Raw genomic sequence first — 19701 nt, 5'->3', positions numbered from 1 at the left:
ATAGCGTCACCACGGCCAATAATGTATCGAATGTGGTAAAGCTATCGCGGGCAAGCGCGCTCCTACAGGCCCTGTTTGCTGCAAAACAGCGCAGTGCCATGGACGCAGCAGCCCCTGCAGAAAATGCATGACAGCCAAAAATGGTCATCGCCCTTCACCACCGCAAAATGTTGCCCCAGCAACAGTCGCTCAACAGAATGTTCCTCCACCGACAGCAAACCCGTGCTGCGCCCCTTCCCAGCCCCCGTATTTCAACTCCCGCCCCTTTGGCACAGAGCCTGCAATATTCCTTTTAAGCAGGAAGCCAACCAGCCGACTGCCATTTTTGTGAATAAGAAAAAACTCTGCCATCGCCTTGCCTGGAGCTGTTCCAAATGAACGCTAAAACCCTGTTTTCCTTTACTCGCGTGAAGCTGTTGATCGGCGCCGGTGTGCTGGCTCTGGGCATGAATCCCTTAGCCTTCGCAGCAGAAACCGCTCCGGCGGAAGTGAAGCTGGATTACGCCTATTACTCGCCAGTGAGCCTGGTGCTCAAGCATTTCGGCTGGCTGGAAAAAGCCCTGCCTGACAGCAAAGTGGGCTGGGTGTTGAGCCAGGGCAGTAACCGCTCGCTGGAATACCTGAACAGCGGTGGCGTCGACTTCGCGTCCTCGGCCAGTCTGGCCGCCGTGCTCAGCCGCGCCAACGGCAGCCCGATCAAGTCAGTTTATGTCTACAGCCGCGCCGAATGGACCGCATTGCTGGTACGCAAGGATTCGCCGTACAAGACCATCGCCGATCTGAAAGGCAAGAAAATCGCCGCCACCAAAGGCACCGATCCGTACCTGTTCACCTTGCGCGCCCTGCAGCAGGCGGGTCTGAAAAAAGACGACGTGGAGTTGGTGCACTTGCAGCATCCGGATGGCCGCACCGCGCTGGAAAAAGGTGATGTGGACGCGTGGGCCGGTCTTGATCCACACATGGCTGCCAGCGAAGTCCAGGCCGGTTCGCGCCTGCTGTACCGCAACAAGGACTTCAACAGCTATGGCGTGCTGAGCGTCACCGAGAAGTTTGCGAAGGAACATCCGCAGACCATCGACACCGTGCTGAGCGCCTACGAAAAAGCCCGCGAATGGTCGGTCAAGCACCCGGATGAACTGGCTGAGTTACTGGCCAAGGAGTCCGGCCTGCCGCTGGACGTTGCCAAGCTGCAATTGACCCGCACCGACCTGAGCACTCCGCAATTGAGTGGCAAGGATGTCGCCTCGTCCAAGGGCGCAGCGCCGATTCTGGTATCAGAAGAACTGGTTCGCCGTGGCGTCAATGTTGACCAGGTTATTGATCAACTGATCGATCCTGCCTTCAGCAAGACCTTGACGGCGAGTAAGTAAGGTCCAGCGAACACAGTCCCTGTGGGAGCCGGGCTTGCCCGCGATAAGGATAGACATGATCTAAAGTAAATCGCGTCCAGCCTTATCGCGGGCAAGCCCAGCTCCCACAGGGGGAATGCATTCCAGTTCAGATGGTTATGTTTAGCTAGAGAACCCCCATGAACAGCAAAAGCAAAGACCTGCCAGCGCCGCTCGCGCTGCCCACTCCGTCCTCCGGCGCTGCATGGAAGCGGCGTAGCAAGGGCCTGGTGCTTCCGCTACTGATCATCGTATTTCTGGAGATCATCGTGCGCATCGGCTGGCTGCCCCCTTATCAGATGCCGGCACCCAGCGAGATCGCTTTGACCCTTGGCGACCTCGCTGACGGACCATTGTGGAAACACATCAGCGCCAGCCTGTTGCGGGTGTTGATCGGCTTCGCCATCGGCACCAGCCTGGCATTGATTTTCGCTGCCTGGGTCGGCCTGAGCCGTGAAGCCGAAGCCTATCTGGAACCCACGTTCGCAGGTCTACGCTCGATCCCCAGCCTGGCCTGGGTGCCGCTGCTGCTGTTATGGCTGGGCATCGACGAAACCTCGAAAATTGTCCTGATCGCAATCGGCGCGTTCTTTCCTGTGTACCTCAACGGCGTGGCGGCGATTCGTAATATCGACCGCAAACTGGTGGAAGTCGGCCAGATGTATGGCTTCAGTCGGGGTCGGCTGACCCGCCGCATTCTGTTACCCGCCGCCCTGCCCGGCCTGTTCACCGGCTTGCGCAGCGGTATGAGCCTGGCATGGATGTTTCTCGTCGCGGCAGAGTTGATCGCGGCCACCAAAGGGCTCGGCTACCTGCTCAGCGACGGCCGGGAAACCTCGCGGCCTGACATCGTGCTGGCAGCCATCATCGTATTGGCGGTGCTCGGCAAGATCAGCGACGGCATTCTGGCCGGTCTGGAAAAGCGCTTTCTGGCCTGGCGCGACACGTTCAGTGGCCAGGGCACAGGAGAATAGAGATGAGCGAAGTCCTGTTGGATATCAACGTGCACCGCAAGTCGTTCGGCAGCATCACCGTGCTGCACAACGTGCATGTAAAACTACACGACCGTGAAGTCATCAGCTTGCTGGGACCCAGTGGCTGCGGCAAGAGCACGCTTCTACGAATCGTCGCCGGGCTGGAAAAAGACTATCAAGGCGAGTTGAACCGCACCGCCGACGAAGTGGCGTTTGTGTTCCAGGAACCGCGCCTGATGCCGTGGCTGACGGTGGAGCAGAACATCGGTTTCAGCGACGACAAGCATTACGACAAGGCCTGGGTCACCCGGTTGATCGAGGAAGTTGGATTGACCGGGTTTGCCGATGCACTGCCCAAGGCCCTGTCCGGTGGCATGGCGCAACGCGTGGCCATTGCACGCGGGCTGTACTCGCATCCCAAAGTCCTGCTGCTGGACGAGCCGTTCAGCGCGGTGGACGCTTTTACCCGGATGAAGCTGCAGGATTTGCTGCTGCAGCTCGCCCAACGGCACGCCATCGCCCTGTTGCTGGTGACCCATGACGTGGATGAAGCGCTGTACCTGAGTGATCGGGTTCTGGTGATGGGCAACCGGCCGGGCAATATTCGTCAGGAGCTGGCCGTGGAACTGGCGCACCCGAGGGATCGGCGGGATGCCGTGTTGGCGAACCTCAAAGCGCTTTCGCTGACAGAGTTGCAGCAGGCGCATGTGATTTGAGATTGAGCTAACACCACCCTGTTGCAAGCCTGTGCAAAAACTGTGGGACCGAATTCATTCGGGAAGGCGGTATTTCAGACGATACAAAGGCTGTGGATTTACCGGCCCCTTCGCGAATGAATTCGCACACAGGATTTGTGTTTGCAGTCAAAAATAGCCCACATACAAAGGGTTTTCATTCACAAATCCAGCCTTGAAAGGCTCACCGGACATTCGCAAACCGGCGCAGATTATCCTGCACCGCGGGCGCTTCTACCGCGTCATGAACCGCCGCGCTATCGACGCCCAGCAAGCCCAGCAATCGCGTGCGAATCGCCTGAAACCCCGTCTGCCCGGTGCTGCGCTGGCGTGGCAGATCAATACGCACTTCATCAGCGATCTTGCCCTGCTCCAGCACGATAACCCGGTCCGCCAGCAGGATGGCTTCGTCCACATCGTGGGTCACCAATAACACCGCCGGGGTGTGTTTGCGCCATAGCTCAATGATCAGTTGATGCATGCGGATCCGGGTCAGCGCATCCAGCGCGGCGAACGGTTCATCGAGCAACAGCAACCTGGGCTCGCGCACCAGCCCCCGGGCCAGTGCAACCCGCTGAGCTTCACCACCTGATAGGGTCGCCGGATAAGCATTGATCCGATGGGCCAGCCCCACCTCATTCAGCGCCTCGAGGGCTCGGGCATGTGGATTTTTGATATCCAGACCGAGCACGACGTTTTTCCAGGCGTTTTTCCACGGCATCAACCGTGGCTCCTGAAACACCGCCGCCCGTGCCAAGGGAACCCGCAATTGACCGCTGTCGATGGAGTCCAGCCCGGCCAGCGCCCGTAACAAGGTAGTTTTGCCCGAGCCACTGGCCCCCAGCAACGCGACGAACTCACCCGGCGCGATGTCCAGATTCAGCTCGTCGATCACCTTCTGCTGACCGAACTGACGGACCACATTACGCAGTTGTACCGGCGCAGGCTCTTTCGCCGGTAAAGGGGTTTGATGGGAATGCAAAACATCCAGAGCAGCCATGGTCAATTCCTTGCGAAAGTAGGACGCCAGGCCAGCGCATAGCGCTCCAGCGTGCGAATGATTGCGTCGATGACCAGCCCGAGAATGCTGTAGATCAACAGGCAAATAACGATCACGTCGGTACGCATGAAGTCCCTGGCATCACTGGCCAGATAGCCGATACCGGCAGTAGTGTTGATCTGTTCGACGAACACCAGCGCCAGCCAGGAAATCCCCAGCGAGTAACGCAGGCCGACGAAAAACGATGGCAACGAACCGGGTAGGATCACGTGCCAGATCAACTGGCGACGATTGAGGCCCAGGGTGTTGGCCGCTTCAATCAGCTTGGGGTCGATGTTGCGAATACCGGAGTACAGGTTGAGGTAAACCGGAAACGTGGTGCCGGTGACGATCAGCGCAATCTTGGTGAACTCGCCGATGCCGAACCAGAGGATGAACAACGGCACCAACGCCAGCGAAGGAATGGTGCGCAGCATCTGCAGGGGCGAGTCGAGGATCACCTCGCCTTTCTTCGACAGGCCGGTAATCAAAGCGGCCACCACCCCGATGATCACACCAATACTCAGCCCCAGCAGCGCCCGTTGCAGAGACACCCACAAGTGAGTACCCAACTCACCGGACTCGATCATCGCCCACAACGTCCCGCCGATTTGCGACGGCGCGGCAATTACCCGGCTGGGCAGCAGGCCGAGTTGTGAAGCCAACTCCCAAATCAACAGCAAGGCAATGGGGCTCAGCAGACGTACAGCAAAATCGGGGGCTTTCCAGCGCTCCCGACGTGCTGAAGTCGCGACGGACGGGGCCTTGTCGACGATCAGAAAACCGCCTTCCGAATGTTGTGAATCAAGGGCTTTTTCGGACATGGGTTTCTTCCTGAGACGTGAGACTTATCAAACGGGACCTATCAAAAAGTGCACATTATTGAATTGAAATGCATTTTCTTTAGGAGCTGCCGAAGGCTGCGAAACGATCATCCAAACAAACCGCCATCGCAGCCTTCGGCAGCTCCTACAAATCCAATGCTTGCCGCGAGGTAGCGTCGTGCCATGGAGACCGGGGCTACCGGCAACAGAAACTCACTCTTTATAAGAAGTATCAGTCCGCTCCAGTTCACGAATCAGTGCATTCCAGTGACGGGCAACGCCTGGGCCATGGCCATCTGCGAAAACCTTGGCCTGCTCTTCAACCCGGGCCACGACTTCAGCCGGTGGATAGATCAGCTCGTCATTGCCCGCCGATTGCGCCGCCACCTGAATATTGCAGGCGTACTCGAGACGATGCAGTTGCTGAAACGCATGCTCAACGCTGACACCGCCGGTCAACAGGCCGTGGTTACGCAGGATCATCACGCTCTTGTCGCCCAGATCCGCCACCAGTCTTTCGCGCTCGTCGAGGTCCAGGGCCACACCTTCGTAACCGTGATAAGCAATGCGCCCTGAAAAGCCCAGTGAGTGTTGAGAGATCGGCAGCAAACCGCCTTTTTGCGCTGAAACAGCGATGCCATCGCGGGTATGGGTGTGCAGCACCGCCACCAGATCGTGGCGCGCAGCATGGATAGCGCTATGAATGACATAACCTGCGTAGTTGATGCCCAGGCCGGTCGGATCGTCGACGATGGTCCCGTCGAGATCGACCTTGACCAGATTAGACGCGCTGATTTCATCGAACAGCAAGCCGAAAGCGTTGATCAGGAAGTGCTCTTCCTTGCCTGGCACGCGCGCCGAAAAGTGCGTGTAGATGTGGTCGGTCCAGCGTTTCTGCGCCGCCAGACGATAAGCCGCCGCCAGCTTGACCCGTACCTCCCACTCTTCTGGCGATACACGCTCGCGGACGCTGCCGGAACCGGACTGTTGGGACTGTAGAGGCAAGGGACTGACATTGCTCATGGGGCTGCTCCATAAAAATGCGGGACCGACAGATGCGGTACATGTGGGAGCAGCCTAAACGCATAAGAAACCATTTAAAAAGCACATTTTAATCTAAGCTAATTATTAAATTTACTGATCTTGAAACCGGCAACCTGTTGCACCTCTAAAATCAATTAATGCATTTTTGTTCTATGTTAATAATAAATAAATAGCATATTAAAAATAATCATTATGCTTATATCTCGAGCTGCACAACAGCATTCCTACCCGACCCCTCTCCAGGCGGAGGTTAATCCTTAACAACAAAGAGAGTGACACCGCCATGTCCAAGATTCCTGAGCAGCAGGTCCAATCCCCTCCTCGCCAACAACCTGCATTGCAAGTAGTCAGGTCCCTGAAAGTCACCAGGCTGGAGCCCACCATCGGTGCAGAGATTGCCGGAGTGGACCTGACCCGGCCCATCTCGCCCCAACAACGCGATGAAATCCGCGCGTTGTTGCTGGAACACAAAGTGATTTTCTTCCGCGACCAGAACATCGACAGCGCGCAACAGATCGCTTTTGCCAAGGAGTTCGGCGAGCTGTACGAACACCCGACCACGCAAAAGAACGACACCAGCAAACCATACGCACACTTGATTCAGGCCCAAGAGGCACGAGAGCTGTACGGTCCGAAAACCACGGGACGTTGGCACACCGACACCAGTTGGTTACTGAAGCCTACGTTTGGCGCGGTACTGCGGGCGGTGGACTTGCCGGAAGTCGGTGGCGATACCGTCTGGGCCGACGCCGGTGCGGTGTATCGGGCATTGCCGGATCAACTGCGCGAAGAAATCGACACGCTGTTTGTGGTCCACGACTTCAAAAAATCCCTGGATGCAGTGGGCTACGACTACCCGATCCTGGCGCATCCACTGGTGCGTACCCATCCGGAAACCGGCGAAGACAGCCTGTTCATCAATTTCTCGCAAAACCCTTCAGTGATCGGCTGGGAACCTGAGCGCAGCAAGCGACTGATCGAACGCCTGCTTCAGGCATTCAACAAGCCGGAACACCACGTGCGCTTCAAATGGCGCGAGCACTCCATCGCCTTCTGGGACAACCGCTCCACCCTGCACTACCCGGTCTACAACTACGGCGACTACCCGCGACGCATGGAACGCGTACTGATCGCCGACGATGATATTCCGCATCGCGTGCGGCGTCCGGCCAACGCATGAACCAAACATTCAAGCCAAGTGACTCCCCGTGGGAGCGCGGCTTGCCGGCGATAAGGCTGGACGAGGTTCACTTCAGACCGCGGTGAACTTATCGCTGGCAAGCCATGCTTCCACAGAAGTGCGCGCAAGCAACGTCTGCGTGCCCCAAGGAAGCCGCTGTCATGCATAAAAGCAAACCCCTTCCCCAGTAAACTGACATCAGGAGCTTCACCCATGAGCGAATCACTGAATCAACTGTTGGCAGACCTGCATGCCGAACGCCTGGCCAACTGGGCACCGGAAGCCTTGCAGGTCAATATCAACCAGCGCCAGACCCTGGTGGATGCCGCGCAACATGCGCGCTTTGTGCAGCGCGGCGATCCGATCCCGGACTTCCAGTTGCTCAACGTCGAAGGCGGTACGCTGACGCGTGAAAAACTCACGGCCTATGGCCCCGCAGTGTTGATTTTCTTCCGTTTCGCGGGCTGCCCGGCGTGCAACATTGCCCTGCCTTACTACCAGCGCCAGTTGTTCCCGAAACTGCAGGCATTGGGTGTGCCGTTGGTAGTCGTCAGCCCGCAAGTACCGGAACGGCTGATCGAGATCACACAGCGTCATGAATTGCAGTTTCAGGTAGCCACCGACAAGGACAATACCCTGGCGCGGCAGCTGGGCATTCTCTACAGCTTCGACGAAGCGTCGCGCAAGGCGGCATTGAGCAAGGGTGGCGGCGGTATTGGCGAAGTCACGGGCACCGGCACCTGGGAGTTGCCGCAACCGGCAGTGGTGGTGATCGGTCAGCACGGCGAAGTGATCTTTGCTGAAGTCAGCCCGGACTGGCTGGTGCGCACCGAGACTGAAGTAATCGTACAAGCGGTCAGCGAAGCCCTGGGTGAACGCGAGGTACAGATCGCGGTTTGAAATTGAATGCGATTCTGTTTGTAGAAAACGCTGGCCCTGTAGGAGCTCACCGAGGTTACGAGGCCAGCGATGGCGGTTTGTCTGACACTCCGTTATCGCTGGCCTCGTAACCTTGGTGAGCTCCTACAGGGACCGTGCTTGCCTCAATACCCCCGCTTGAAATCCACCCGTTCAGCCAGTGGGTCGCCCTTGTGGAAACGCAGCAGGTTGCTCACGAACTGGTCGACAACATTACCCCACAGGTCGCCGGTAGCCGGGGAAACGTGTGGCGACAGGCGGATTTTCGGGTGGCTGTAGAACGGATGGTCGGCGGGAGATGGCTCCTTCTGGGCGACATCCAGCGTTGCCCGACTCAACTGCCCGGCATCCAGCGCAGCCACCAATGCCTCCTCATCGACCAGACTGCCCCGTGCGATGTTGATCAGGTGCAGACCTGGCTTGGCGTGACTCAACAACTCGGCGTTGACCAGATGCCGCGTCTCCTCCGTAGCAGGGGCCGCGACGACCACATGATCAGACTCCGCAAACAATGCCTGCAGAGTCTTCGCACGCTCAACGCCCGGCACATAAAACGGCTTGCCTGAATGATTGGTCGCGATCACCTTCACGCCCAACGCTTGTGCGCGAATCGCCAACGCACTGCCTATCGCGCCAAAGCCAACAATTCCCAACACGCTGCCACTGACCAGTTGTAGAGAATGCCGCTGCCACTGCGATGCTTCGGAGATCCAGACCTCGGGAAAGCGCTTGGCACTGGCAAGAATCGCCGCCAACGCAAACTCCGCTACGGCCACCGCAGACGTGCCACGGGCCGACGTGACCTGCGGCACTTCAAACAGCCATTCCGGGTAGGTATCAATGCCGGAAGAAGACAGGTGAATCCATTGCAGGTTGAACGGCCAGCCCTCTGGACGTGGCGGCTTCTCACCACTGCCCGCGCGGAACACCGGGCGTGCCAGCAAAATAGTCGCCTCGGCGGGAATAGAGCTCGGCGCACCGGTGCCAACCGGCACAAATGAGTACTCAGGCAAACGCTGACGCAGCAGCTCGTTGACCTCTTCGTCATGCTGAGTGGCAATTACAGTCTGTGTCATGAAAACCTCGTGGCTAGAACGCGGGTGGCGCGCAAGGCCACCCGTTCATGGTTAACGGCCATGAGGCCGGATTGAGCATGAACATAAGCGTTGAACACAGGCCTGTGAAATGCCAATGCGATCTAACCTAATATTATTATTTATTATTAATTTATTTTTTTATATCAGCATATGGCATGAATATGCATGTTCCGAGATGAACCCGGTCCTGTACAGACTGTGCAGGAGTGAGCTTGCTCGCGATGCGATGCGTCAGCGAAAAATGTGTTGCCTGACGCGATGCAATCGCGGGCAAGCGCGCTCCTACAGCTGAAAACCATCCCATGCCGGATAGTTATTTCATATCTGATGAGAGCTCGCGGACTCCTACAGAATCAGACTCGACCTCGAAAGCTACCCGTGCCGATTGGCCGGAATGGGCAAGCCAAGGTGTTCGCGCAACGTTGCGCCGCTGTATTCCTCGCGGAACAGCTTGTGCTTGCGCAGGATCGGCAGCACGCCGTCGATGAAATGATTCAGGCCTTCAGGGAAGTAAGCCGGCATAAGGTTAAAGCCGTCAGCAGCCTCCCCCTCAAACCAGGCGATCAATTCATCGGCCACGGTTTGTGGCGTGCCGACGATGATTTTGTGGCCGCGGGCACCTGCCGCCAGGTTGCAGATCTGCCTCAGGGTCAGCCCGTCCCGATGGGACAGGTCCAGCAATAACTGAGCACGGCTTTTCATGTTTTGCGGCAGTGGCAAGTCCGGCAGCGGCTGATCCAGATCGAACCCGGACAAATCGTGGCCAAGACGGTCGGCGACCATCAACAACGCTGCTTCCTGATCGGTCCAGCTTTGCAGTTGATCAAAGCGCGCCTGCGCCTCGGCGGCCGTTGCGCCAAGGATCGGCATAACGCCCGGCATCACCAGACAATGTTCCGGTTTGCGGCCCTGAGCGACGACCTGGCCTTTGAGGTCACGATAAAATTCCTGGGCCTCGGCCAGGCCCTGCTGAGCGGTGAACACCACTTCGCCGATTCGCGCGGCCAATGCCATGCCCGGCCCCGACGATCCGGCCTGAATCAATACCGGATGACCTTGCGGCCCACGGGTGACGTTCAACGGTCCGGCGATAGAGAAAAACTCGCCTTTATGATCCAGCCCATGCAGCTTGGCCGGGTCGAGAAAGACGCCGGTATCCGGGTCTTGTACATAGGCATCATCTTCCCAGCTGTCCCACAGACCACGCACCACATCGACAAACTCTTCGGCGACCGCGTAGCGCTGAGCGTGGTCAGGATGGGTGGCGCGGGTGAAGTTGGCGGCGCTGTCATAACCAGTTGTGACTACGTTCCAGGCAGCCCGCCCTGCGGACAAATGATCAAGCGTGGCGAACTGTCGGGCGATGGTGTACGGCTCGCTGTAGGTAGTAGATGCCGTGGCGGCCAAACCGATTTTTTCGGTGATGGAAGCCAGTGCGCCGAGCAGTGCCACCGGCTCAAGGCGCACGATCATCGATGGATGTTCCTTGCCATTGGTGACCAGTTTGTCGCCGAAGAACACCATGTCGAATTTGGCTCGTTCGGCAGCCAGGGTCAGTTGGCGGATCAACGGGAAGTTCTCGCTGCCTGCCTGGGCGCCAGGGTAACGCCAGCCCGCAGAATGATGACCTGCGGCCTGAATGAACAGGCCCAGGCGCATATGTCGATCAAGCTTGCTCATGGGTCAACTCGATAACGGATGAATGGAAACCATCATGTGTCGGGTTGGCACTCGATGGGTCCCGGTGAAGTAATGGATAAAAAATCGGGATATGGAAACGGTTGTAACCATAGAACTAATTGATATAAGAAAATAAGATATCTAACTATTTTTATAATAAAAATAAATGATCCTGGCTGTCCACGTTTTGTTGCCACGGGCCGCCATCAGCTTCTGCCGCCGCATTACAATGCGACGTCCTCCCGGCTAGAGCTGGTCATACGGAATAGCGCGGTCTCTGTGGGGACGTGTTCGCGAGAGGCCACTGCTCTGAAAAAAACAGTGGCCTGCACAACGCCTCGCCAACAAGTTGGCTCCCAACGGGCGAGGTCTGTCTGGAGCAAGACAGAGTCTGCTGGTGCCCGTGCGCGCCTGCAGAAAATACATCAACCCAATCGAAACGGCGCTGGATCAATCGGCGAAGGCTGGTCCAGTATTTGCGCGGCGAGGAGTCTGGCGCTGCCCAGTGCCAGGGTGAAGCCCAGAGCCCCTTGCCCGACGTTCAACCACAGGTTGCTGAAACGCCCTGCCCGATCAATGATCGGTTTGCTGTGCGGGGTGCTGGGGCGTAGACCGGCCCAGGTCCGGGCTTGATCAAGGTCTAGCTGCGGGAAGGTTTCGGCAACCTGCTGCTTGAGCAGGGCAATACGTGCCGGGTCGACTTCGGCGCGATCCACGCCCATGTCTACCATCGCCGCGATACGCAGACGCTCACCCAGCGGTGCATAGACCACTTTGCGTGAGGCATCGGTCACGCTCAGCCTCGGCGCTTCGCTGCCCGCCGCCATGGGCACGCTCAGGCTGTAGCCGCGCAAACCATACATCGGGAGTTTTACACCCAATGGACGCAGCAACGGCACGCTGAACATCCCGGCGGCGACCACCACAGCATCGGCTTCCAGGTCCCCCTTATCGGTGCGCACCGCCACCACTCGATGCCCCTCATGCACCAGTTCGCGCACCTGGGTTCCCAGCGCCAGAGTCACGTTGGGCATCAGCTCCAGCAAACCGCGTAGCCCCGTGCAAAAGCCCGCGCAGTCAGCAGTCGCTTCGCCGGGGGTGTAGATGCCTCCGGCGAGCTCATGGCCGATACCGCGCAAGGTCGGCTCCAGCGCGACGCACGCCGCACCGTCGAGGATTTTTTGATCCGCGCCCAACGAGCGCTGCCAGTCAACCATGGGTTCAGCGCCCGCCAGGGCCTTGGCATCGCGATAGATCACCAGTTTGCCGCTGCGCAACAGGTCGAATTGCAACGCGTGCTGGCTCAACAGCTCATCCAGCGAATCGCGGCTCAAGTACGACAGGCCGAGCATGTCACCAATGGTCCGGCGCACCGCCGAGGTCGTGCAACTGGCGAGAAACTCCGTACACCAGCGCCATTGCGCGGGGTCAAGACGCGGGCGGAAGCGCAAGGGCGAGTCGTCACGCAGCAGCCATTGCGGCAACTTGCTGATCACCGAAGGATCAGCCAAGGGCGCGACATAGCTGTAGCTGAGCTGCCCGCCATTGGCGAAACTGGTTTCCTGAGCGACCTCCTGATGGCGGTCCACCAGGGTCACCTGAACCCCTTGGTTAGCCAGATACCAGGCGCTGGTCAGCCCGACGACACCCGCACCTATCACGATTACCTGCACGCTGTGTCTCCTTTGGTTGATTAGCACGGGGTTATGGTTGACCGTCAAATCGGTACTGGCGCTGAAGGTTGGAGTTGGCTAGTTTCCCTGACTCACTTATCCCGTCAGGAGTCGCCATGAGCATCCAGAGAATTTCCGTCAACCCACGCCTTGCAGGCGCCGTTGTCCACAATGGTCTGGCCTGGTTGCCCGGCCAGGTGCCAGACGACCGCAGCCAGGATTGCGCCGGACAGACTCGCCAGGTGCTGGCCAAGATCGACGCCCTGCTCGCCCAGGCTGGCAGCGACAAATCAAAACTGCTCAGCGCGCAGATCTGGCTCAAGGACATCGACGCTGATTTCGCCGCCATGAACGAAGTCTGGAGCGAATGGCTGCCTGAAGGCGCAGCACCGGCCCGCGCCACTATCAAGGCCGACCTGGCCTCGCCGGATGTACGAGTGGAAATCATGCTGACGGCTGCCATCAGCTAACCACGCGCAGCGGCAGGCTGGCGTTTCAACAAACGTCCCTGCCGCCGGGTGACCTGGCCGCCTTCATAGCTCGGCACGCCATTGACTACCACCAGATCAATGCCCGGCGCCTGACGGCACGGATCGCTGTAAGTCGCGACATCCTCGATGCGCTGCATGTCCACCAGCACCAGATCAGCAAAACCGCCTTCGCGCAGTTCACCACGATCCTGCAAGCGGAAGCGTTTCGCGGACAGCCCGGTCATCTTGCGTACCGCTTCGGCCAGATCAAACAGCTTCTGGTCCCGGCAATAATGCGCCAGCACCCGTGGAAACGTACCCCACAGGCGCGGATGGGGATTGGGGTCATTGGGCAGACCGTCGGAACCGATCATCGACAACGGGTGCGCGAGAATCTGGCGTACGTCGTCTTCGCTCATCATGTGGTAGATCGCCCCGGCCGGACGCAAACGCTCGGTGGCTTCCAGCTGCGACACACCCCACTGCGCGGCAATGTCTTTCAGTGTCTGTCTGGCCATTTCCGGATGCGGGTCGGACCAAGTGATGTAAATCTCCATTTTGCCGTCCACCCGCCACGCATCCAGGGTGGTGGAACTGGCTGCATAGGGATAGCAATCACAGTTACAGGGTTGTCCGGCGGCGGCTTGTTCCAGCGCGGCCAAGGCCAGTGGTGCACGGCCCCAGTTACCGGCACCGGCGCATTTAAGGTGCGAGATCACCAGATCGGCACCGGCCTTGCGTGCAGTACTGAACGACTCCTCCAGAGAGTCCAGCAAACCTGCGTGCTCGTCGCGCATGTGGGTGGTATACAACGCACCTTCGGCACCGACAATATCCACCAGCGCCTGCACCTCAGTGGCCGGCGCCTGCTTCGCATTGGTATAGGCCAGCCCGGAGCTGAGGCCGATGGCCCCGGCGTCGAGCGCGCCCTGCAAGGCGCTGCGCATGTGTTGCAGCTCATCCCGATTGGCCGGGCGATCAAAGCCGGGCATGACATTGCTGCGCAACGCGGTGTGGCCGACTAGTGCCGCGACGTTGACGGCGGGCCGGGCCTGTTCGACCGCAGCCACATAGGCCTGGAACGTTGGATAAACAAAAGCCTCACGACCGCCCAGCAGGTTCATCGGGTCTGGCGGCACTCCGGGCAGCGTCACCGGCGAGGCGCTGATACCGCAATTACCAACAATGACAGTGGTCACGCCCTGAGATATTTTGGCGAGCATGTCCGGCGTGCGAATCACGTTGGTGTCGTCATGAGTATGAACATCGATAAAGCCCGGCATCAGACAACGTCCGTTGCCGTCAATGACACGCTCTGCCGAGTGCCCGGCAAGATCGCCAATAGCGATGATGCGATCAGCGCAGGTTGCCACATCGGCCACGTAAGGCTCGGCACCGGTGCCATCGACGACCGTGACCTGCCGAAACAACAAATCAAAGGTCATACGCACGCCCTCTGACCAGTCACAAAATCCCAGCCCTTGCCCGGCACGGCATCCATCAACTGGCGGGTGTAGCTGTGTTGCGGATTACCCAGCACCTGCCCGGCAGGACCGTATTCGACGAGCTGACCGTGCTGCATCACCAGTACGTCGTCACACAACTGCGCAGCGACCCGCAGGTCGTGGGTGATAAACAAAATGGCGACGCCCAGACGTTGCTGGATATCGTCGAGCAGTTTCAGGACCTGAGCCTGCACGGAAACGTCCAGCGCTGACACCGCCTCATCGGCGACGATCACATCCGGCTCCATGGCCAGGGCGCGGGCGATGGCGATGCGTTGGCGTTGACCACCGGAAAACTGATGAGGGAAACGCTCAATGGCATCCGCCGGCAGCCCCACCAGCTCCAGCAACTGCTGACCGCGCTGCCAGGCCTCGGCGAAACTCATGCCGTAGTTCATCGGACCTTCGATCAGGCTTTTACCGATGGTCATGCGCGGGTTCAACGAGCGGTTCGGGTCCTGAAAAATCATCTGGATACGTTTGCGATGAGGCTTGAGCCCGGCCGAAGACAGCTCGGAAATGTCCTTGCCGGTGACTCGCACCGCACCATGCGTTGGCGTCAGCAAGCGCATTACGCAGCGCGCCACCGTGGACTTTCCGGAACCACTTTCACCCACAATCCCCAGCGTACGTCCGCGCTTGAGCAAGAACGACACTTCATGCACCGCCCGCGTGCCCGGACGCTGCTTGCCAAACCAGCTGAGCACACCGCCCGCCGCCGGGTAGACCTTGCCCAGTTCACTGACATCCAGCACCACCTGCGGGCTGGACTCCCGCCGCGACGGACGGGGCTTCAGGGCTGGCACGGCCGCCAACAACGCCTGAGTGTAGGGCTCACGAGGCCGGGACAGCACGTCGTCGACAGTGCCGGATTCGACGATTTCACCATGGCGCATTACGCAAACCCGGTCGGCGATGTCCACCACCACGCCCATGTCGTGGGTAATGAACAGCACGGCGGTGCCATGCTTTTGCTGCAGCTCGCGGATCAGTTTGAGAATCTGCTGCTGGGTGGTGACGTCCAGTGCTGTCGTCGGTTCATCGGCAATCAACAGACGCGGCTCCAGAACCAGCGCCATGGCAATCATGATCCGCTGGCGCTGACCACCGCTCAGTTGATGCGGATAGGCATCGTGGATGCGCTCGATGTCCGGCAGATGCACCTGAGACAAGGCATCCATGACTTTCGCCCGGCGCTGGGTCGCAGTCAGGCGGGTGTGAGTTTGCAAGACTTCGTCAATTTGCCGCCCGACACTGAGGACGGGATTCAGGGCGGTCATCGGTTCCTGAAAAATCATCGCCATGCTATTGCCGCGCAACGCCTTGAGGCGGCCATTGCTGACCGCCAGAACGTCTTCACCTTCGAGCAGGATGCGTCCGCTTTCAGCCAGAAGCGCGCCTTTGGGCAGCAGTCCCAGGGTAGCCAGAGAGGTCACTGATTTTCCCGAGCCACTCTCGCCCACCAGGCACAAGGTTTCCCCTGCGGCGATCTCGAACGAAATGTTGTGCAGGATCGGCTTGCCTTCGGCTGTGCTCACGCAGAGCTGTTCAACGCGCAGAACTTCACTCATACCGCGCCCCTCTTTTTCATCCGTGGGTCCAGGGCATCGCGCACCGAGTCCCCCAACAGGTTGATCGACAGAATGCACAGTGACAGCGCCAGGCCAGCCCACAACACCAGTGATGGCTTGAGCTGGAAGTACACCCGGCCCTCGGAAATAATGTTGCCCCAACTCGGAATTTCAGTACCGATGCCGGCGCCGAGGAACGACAGGATCGCTTCGGTCAAAATCGCCGAAGCGCAGATATAGGTGCCTTGTACGATCAGCGGCGCGACAGTCGTGGGCATCAGGTGACGCAGCAGAATCCTGAAGGTCGACGTGCCCATCAGCACGGCGGCTTCGACGTAAGGTTCTTCCCGTGCCGACAGCACCCGGGAACGCACCAGACGTACGACCTGAGGAATTTCCGGAATCATGATGGCGATCATCACGGTCCAGATCCCGGCGCTGCTCAGGGACACGATGGCAATCGCCAGCAGCACGCCGGGGATCGCCATCAGGCCATCCATGACGCGCATCAACACCGCGTCCAGGCCACGGAAATAACCCGCCAGCAAACCCAACGGCAACCCGATCAGAATGCTCAGGACGGTCACGCCGATACCGACCATCAGCGAAACCTGTGCGCCGTAGACAATCCGCGAAAACAAATCGCGACCGTAAGCGTCGGTGCCCAGCCAGAAATCGGCGCTGGGCGGTTTGAGTCGGTTGGCCGGTGACAAGGCTACCGGGTCGTGGTTGGCCACCCACGGCGCAAAAATCGCCATGGCAATGATCAACACCAGAACCACCAGTGAGATCGCCGAAACCAGCGGCACCCGTGGCAGGCCGATCAGGCGTCGCCGGGGTCCGGGCAGGGTCAGAGAAGCGGATTTGCTCACGGTCAGGCCCTCAGTAGCGGATGCGTGGATCGCTGATCGCGTACGACAGATCGATCAGCAGATTGATGACGACATACACACCGCTGGTCAGCAGGATCATGCCCTGGATCACCGGGTAGTCACGGGCCAGCACTGCATCGACGATCAAGCGCCCCAGTCCCGGAATGTTGAAAACACTTTCGGTCACTACGACGCCGGAGATCATCATGGCGAAGCCGGTGCCGATCACGGTGAGAATCGGGATCATGGCGTTACGCAACGCATGGCGAAACAGCACATGCACTTCGGACAGCCCCTTGGCCCGGGCGGTGCGGATGTAGTCTTCGCCAAGGACTTCGAGCATGCTCGCCCGGGTCATGCGCGCCACCAGTGCGATGTACACCGACGACAAGGTCAACGCAGGCAGAACGATGCGCTGGGCGAACGGCCCAATGCCGTCACTGATACTGCGAAATCCCTGGACTGGCAGCCATTTCAGTTCGATGGCGAATACCGTAATCAGCACGTAACCAATCACGAATACCGGCACTGAAAAACCGAGCACGGAGGTGGACATGACCAGATTGTCGATCCAGCTACCGTGTTTCCAGGCTGCCAGTACGCCCAGCGGCACGGAAATCAGGATGGTGAACATGATCGATACCAGCGCGAGGCTGAGGGTCGGCTCTACCCGTTGACCGATCATATCCAGCACCGGGGTATGGGCCATCAGCGAAGTACTGAAGTCGCCCTGCAGCAGTTGCGCTATCCAGACGAAGAATTGCCGGTACAGCGGCTGGTTCAGACCCAGGCTTTCGCGAATGGCCGCCAACTGCTCCGGGGTTGCCATGTCACCGGCAATGATCGCCGCCGGATCCCCCGGCGACAGCCGCAGCAACAGGAAGACGAACAGCGCCACCACCAACATGACCGGGATCGCCGCCAGAATGCGGCGAAAGAAGTAACTGAGCATGGGCTTGATCCGTTGTCTGGTACACCAACATGAAAATTCGCAGGACCGGCTTTAGCCGGTCCTGCGGGACTGCGCAGGTTCTGTGGGAGCGAGGCTTGCCCCGAGTTCAGCCTTCAATCCTTCTTCACATTCCAGAACACCGTCGATGGCCCTGGCAGCAGGCCGTTGACACGTGCACTCCAGGCCGACACGTCGTGGTACTGGCCAAGCGGGATGTAGCTCACCTGATCCATCGCACGCTTCTGGATTTGCACAGCAATTTCTTTCTGCTTGACCGGTTCAGTCGCCGTCGCGAACGCCACGCGCAACTCGTCCATCTGAGGATCGGTAGGCCAGCCGAACCAGGCGCGTTTGCCGCCCCCGTCAAGCATCGGGTTGACCACCGGGTTCCAGATGGTCTGCACGTTCCAATAGGTGAAGAACAGATTCCAGCCGCCCTGAGCGGGCGGGTTCTGATTGGCGCGGCGTGACACCAGGGTCTGCCAGTCCATCGGTTGCAGGTCGACCTTGAAGCCGACGTTACGCAAAGCCTGGGCCGCGACCACCGGTTGCGGTGCCTGGCTAGGGACGTCGGTGGGCTGCATGATCACCACCGGCGTACCGTCATAACCGGCTTTTTTGAGCAAGGCCTTGGCCTCTTCAGGATTGCCACCCTTGAGCAGCGACTCACCGCCCGCCTCGGTTTCGAGCTCCGTACCACAGGCGAAGACTGACGCGCACTGCCGGAAATACTTGGGATTGCCCACCAGCGCATCGAGCACGTCTTTCTGGTTCAGCGCCAGCATGGCGGCGCGGCGGATGTCCGGGTTGTCGAATGGAGGGTAAAGGAAGTTCATGCGCCCGCCGGTCATCGACCCCAGATCGCTGAGTACGCCGGTCTTGAGGTTGTCGTCCGCTTCGACCATGGGCAGCAGGTCGATGGGCAATTGCTCGATGAAGTCGATATCGCCGGAAGACAGTGCGTTGATCGCGGTCATGCGATCGGGCATGTTGATCCACTCGACCCGGTCCACATTGACGACCTTGCCACCGGCCGTACCGCTTGGGGCTTCTTTGCGCGGCACGTACTCTTTGAATTTTTCGTAAACCACGCGATTGCCGGGATCGAACTCGCTGGCGACAAACCGGTACGGCCCGGAGCCGGTGTAGTCGGTGATCATCTTGCCTTCCGGGGTGTTGGCAACCCGCTCAGGCATCATGAAGGCTGCCACCGAGGACGGTTTGGCAATCAGCGGCAGCACGTAGCCGAAGGGTTTGGCCAGCGTCAGGACGATGGTGTGCTCGTCGCTGGCCACCAGACTGGCGGTGTACTGCATCATCAACTTGCCGCCCACGTCGTAATGCGCCCAACGTTTCAGGGAGGCCACGCAATCCGCCGCGGTCACTGGCTTGCCATCGTGCCAGAGCAGACCGTCGCGCAGTTTGAAGGTATAGGTCAGGCCGTCAGGCGACAGGGTCCAGTCGGCCATTTGCGGCTTGGGCACGAAATGCTCGTCCATGGAGATCAGCGTGTCGTAGATCATGTAGCCGTGGTTGCGAGTGATCTGTGCCGTGGTGGCAATCGGATCGAGCACACGCAGCGAAGACGACATCACAGCGTGCAGGGTTTTCTCGGCCGACAGGGCAAAGGGAACATGCAGAGCGGCCATAAGCCCAACCGGCAATAACAGACGGGAGACCAGGGATCGGGATAATTTCATGCGCAACATTCCTTACAGAGAGCGAAGGTCGTGGGCGGCAGAATTCCTGTGTGAGCAATGGTGTAGAGCCGGGCGCCTCT

Annotated in this window: 17 protein-coding genes; 6 read left to right on the top strand and 11 right to left on the bottom strand. The window is 59.1% G+C overall.

The window, feature by feature from the left end; translation table 11 throughout:
• The first annotated feature begins 446 nt into the window (after positions 1–446).
• The 3 genes from KDX30_RS14810 (at position 447) to KDX30_RS14800 (ending at position 3078) form a co-directional block, all read left to right on the top strand.
• Positions 447–1370: an aliphatic sulfonate ABC transporter substrate-binding protein gene (locus KDX30_RS14810; protein WP_231676746.1), complete on the top strand. Its 924-nt coding sequence runs from the start codon at positions 447–449 to the stop codon at positions 1368–1370.
• A gap of 158 nt (positions 1371–1528) precedes the next feature.
• Entirely contained in the window at positions 1529–2362 is an 834-nt protein-coding gene (locus KDX30_RS14805; RefSeq protein ID WP_231676690.1) for an ABC transporter permease, read from the top strand.
• A gap of 2 nt (positions 2363–2364) precedes the next feature.
• A complete protein-coding gene (locus KDX30_RS14800) occupies positions 2365–3078 on the top strand; it encodes an ABC transporter ATP-binding protein (RefSeq protein WP_231676673.1) in 714 nt (237 codons plus the stop codon).
• Positions 3079–3280: 202 nt separating this feature from the next.
• Here KDX30_RS14800 and KDX30_RS14795 read toward each other — a convergent pair whose 3' ends face one another.
• The 3 genes from KDX30_RS14795 to KDX30_RS14785 form a co-directional block, all read right to left on the bottom strand.
• Entirely contained in the window at positions 3281–4096 is an 816-nt protein-coding gene (locus KDX30_RS14795) for an ABC transporter ATP-binding protein (protein ID WP_231676670.1), read from the bottom strand.
• Positions 4097–4098: 2 nt separating this feature from the next.
• Entirely contained in the window at positions 4099–4959 is an 861-nt protein-coding gene (locus tag KDX30_RS14790; protein ID WP_099271072.1) for an ABC transporter permease, read from the bottom strand.
• 213 nt (positions 4960–5172) lie between these two features.
• Positions 5173–5982, bottom strand: a complete 810-nt coding sequence (locus KDX30_RS14785; RefSeq protein WP_122394762.1) for a class II aldolase/adducin family protein — start codon at positions 5980–5982, stop codon at positions 5173–5175.
• A gap of 304 nt (positions 5983–6286) precedes the next feature.
• Between KDX30_RS14785 and KDX30_RS14780 the strand changes: the two genes are divergently transcribed.
• Positions 6287–7183, top strand: a complete 897-nt coding sequence (locus tag KDX30_RS14780) for a TauD/TfdA dioxygenase family protein (RefSeq protein ID WP_231676667.1) — start codon at positions 6287–6289, stop codon at positions 7181–7183.
• A 213-nt stretch (positions 7184–7396) separates the two neighbouring features.
• Positions 7397–8083, top strand: coding sequence for a peroxiredoxin-like family protein (locus KDX30_RS14775; RefSeq protein WP_231676651.1), 687 nt, complete (start codon positions 7397–7399; stop codon positions 8081–8083).
• Positions 8084–8226: 143 nt separating this feature from the next.
• Here the strand turns inward: KDX30_RS14775 and KDX30_RS14770 are convergent, their stop codons facing one another.
• The 3 genes from KDX30_RS14770 to KDX30_RS14760 all read right to left on the bottom strand — a co-directional run bounded on the left by KDX30_RS14770 (position 8227) and on the right by KDX30_RS14760 (position 12551).
• Positions 8227–9177 (bottom strand): D-isomer specific 2-hydroxyacid dehydrogenase family protein, encoded by a 951-nt coding sequence (locus KDX30_RS14770; RefSeq protein ID WP_231676648.1) that lies wholly within the window; start codon positions 9175–9177, stop codon positions 8227–8229.
• Between the two features lie 393 nt (positions 9178–9570).
• A complete protein-coding gene (locus tag KDX30_RS14765; protein WP_122709104.1) occupies positions 9571–10878 on the bottom strand; it encodes an LLM class flavin-dependent oxidoreductase in 1308 nt (435 codons plus the stop codon).
• A 425-nt stretch (positions 10879–11303) separates the two neighbouring features.
• The gene (locus KDX30_RS14760) at positions 11304–12551 is read right to left on the bottom strand and encodes a D-amino acid dehydrogenase (protein ID WP_231676645.1); all 1248 of its coding nucleotides are present in this window, start codon (positions 12549–12551) and stop codon (positions 11304–11306) included.
• Between the two features lie 116 nt (positions 12552–12667).
• Between KDX30_RS14760 and KDX30_RS14755 the strand changes: the two genes are divergently transcribed.
• Positions 12668–13021 (top strand): RidA family protein, encoded by a 354-nt coding sequence (locus KDX30_RS14755; protein WP_231676642.1) that lies wholly within the window; start codon positions 12668–12670, stop codon positions 13019–13021.
• Here KDX30_RS14755 and KDX30_RS14750 read toward each other — a convergent pair.
• The 5 genes from KDX30_RS14750 to KDX30_RS14730 form a co-directional block, all read right to left on the bottom strand.
• Positions 13018–14466 carry an N-acyl-D-amino-acid deacylase family protein gene (locus tag KDX30_RS14750; RefSeq protein ID WP_231676640.1) on the bottom strand — a complete coding sequence of 483 codons (1449 nt, stop codon included), beginning with the start codon at positions 14464–14466 and terminating at the stop codon, positions 13018–13020. The two genes, KDX30_RS14755 and KDX30_RS14750, sit on opposite strands and share 4 nt — an antisense overlap.
• Entirely contained in the window at positions 14463–16097 is a 1635-nt protein-coding gene (locus tag KDX30_RS14745) for an ABC transporter ATP-binding protein (protein WP_099271080.1), read from the bottom strand. Before KDX30_RS14745 ends, KDX30_RS14750 begins: the two co-directional genes overlap by 4 nt.
• The gene (locus KDX30_RS14740; RefSeq protein WP_122709106.1) at positions 16094–16969 is read right to left on the bottom strand and encodes an ABC transporter permease; all 876 of its coding nucleotides are present in this window, start codon (positions 16967–16969) and stop codon (positions 16094–16096) included. Before KDX30_RS14740 ends, KDX30_RS14745 begins: the two co-directional genes overlap by 4 nt.
• Positions 16970–16979: 10 nt before the next feature.
• Positions 16980–17921: an ABC transporter permease gene (locus tag KDX30_RS14735; protein ID WP_087265218.1), complete on the bottom strand. Its 942-nt coding sequence runs from the start codon at positions 17919–17921 to the stop codon at positions 16980–16982.
• A 113-nt stretch (positions 17922–18034) separates the two neighbouring features.
• Positions 18035–19621 carry an ABC transporter substrate-binding protein gene (locus KDX30_RS14730; protein WP_231676637.1) on the bottom strand — a complete coding sequence of 529 codons (1587 nt, stop codon included), beginning with the start codon at positions 19619–19621 and terminating at the stop codon, positions 18035–18037.
• Positions 19622–19701 lie beyond the last annotated feature (80 nt).

This window comes from Pseudomonas quasicaspiana, from assembly GCF_021147825.1.
GTDB classification, from domain to species: domain Bacteria; phylum Pseudomonadota; class Gammaproteobacteria; order Pseudomonadales; family Pseudomonadaceae; genus Aquipseudomonas; species Aquipseudomonas quasicaspiana.
Note: the sequence above shows the minus strand (reverse complement) of the source record. Positions and strands in the feature narration are given on the sequence as shown.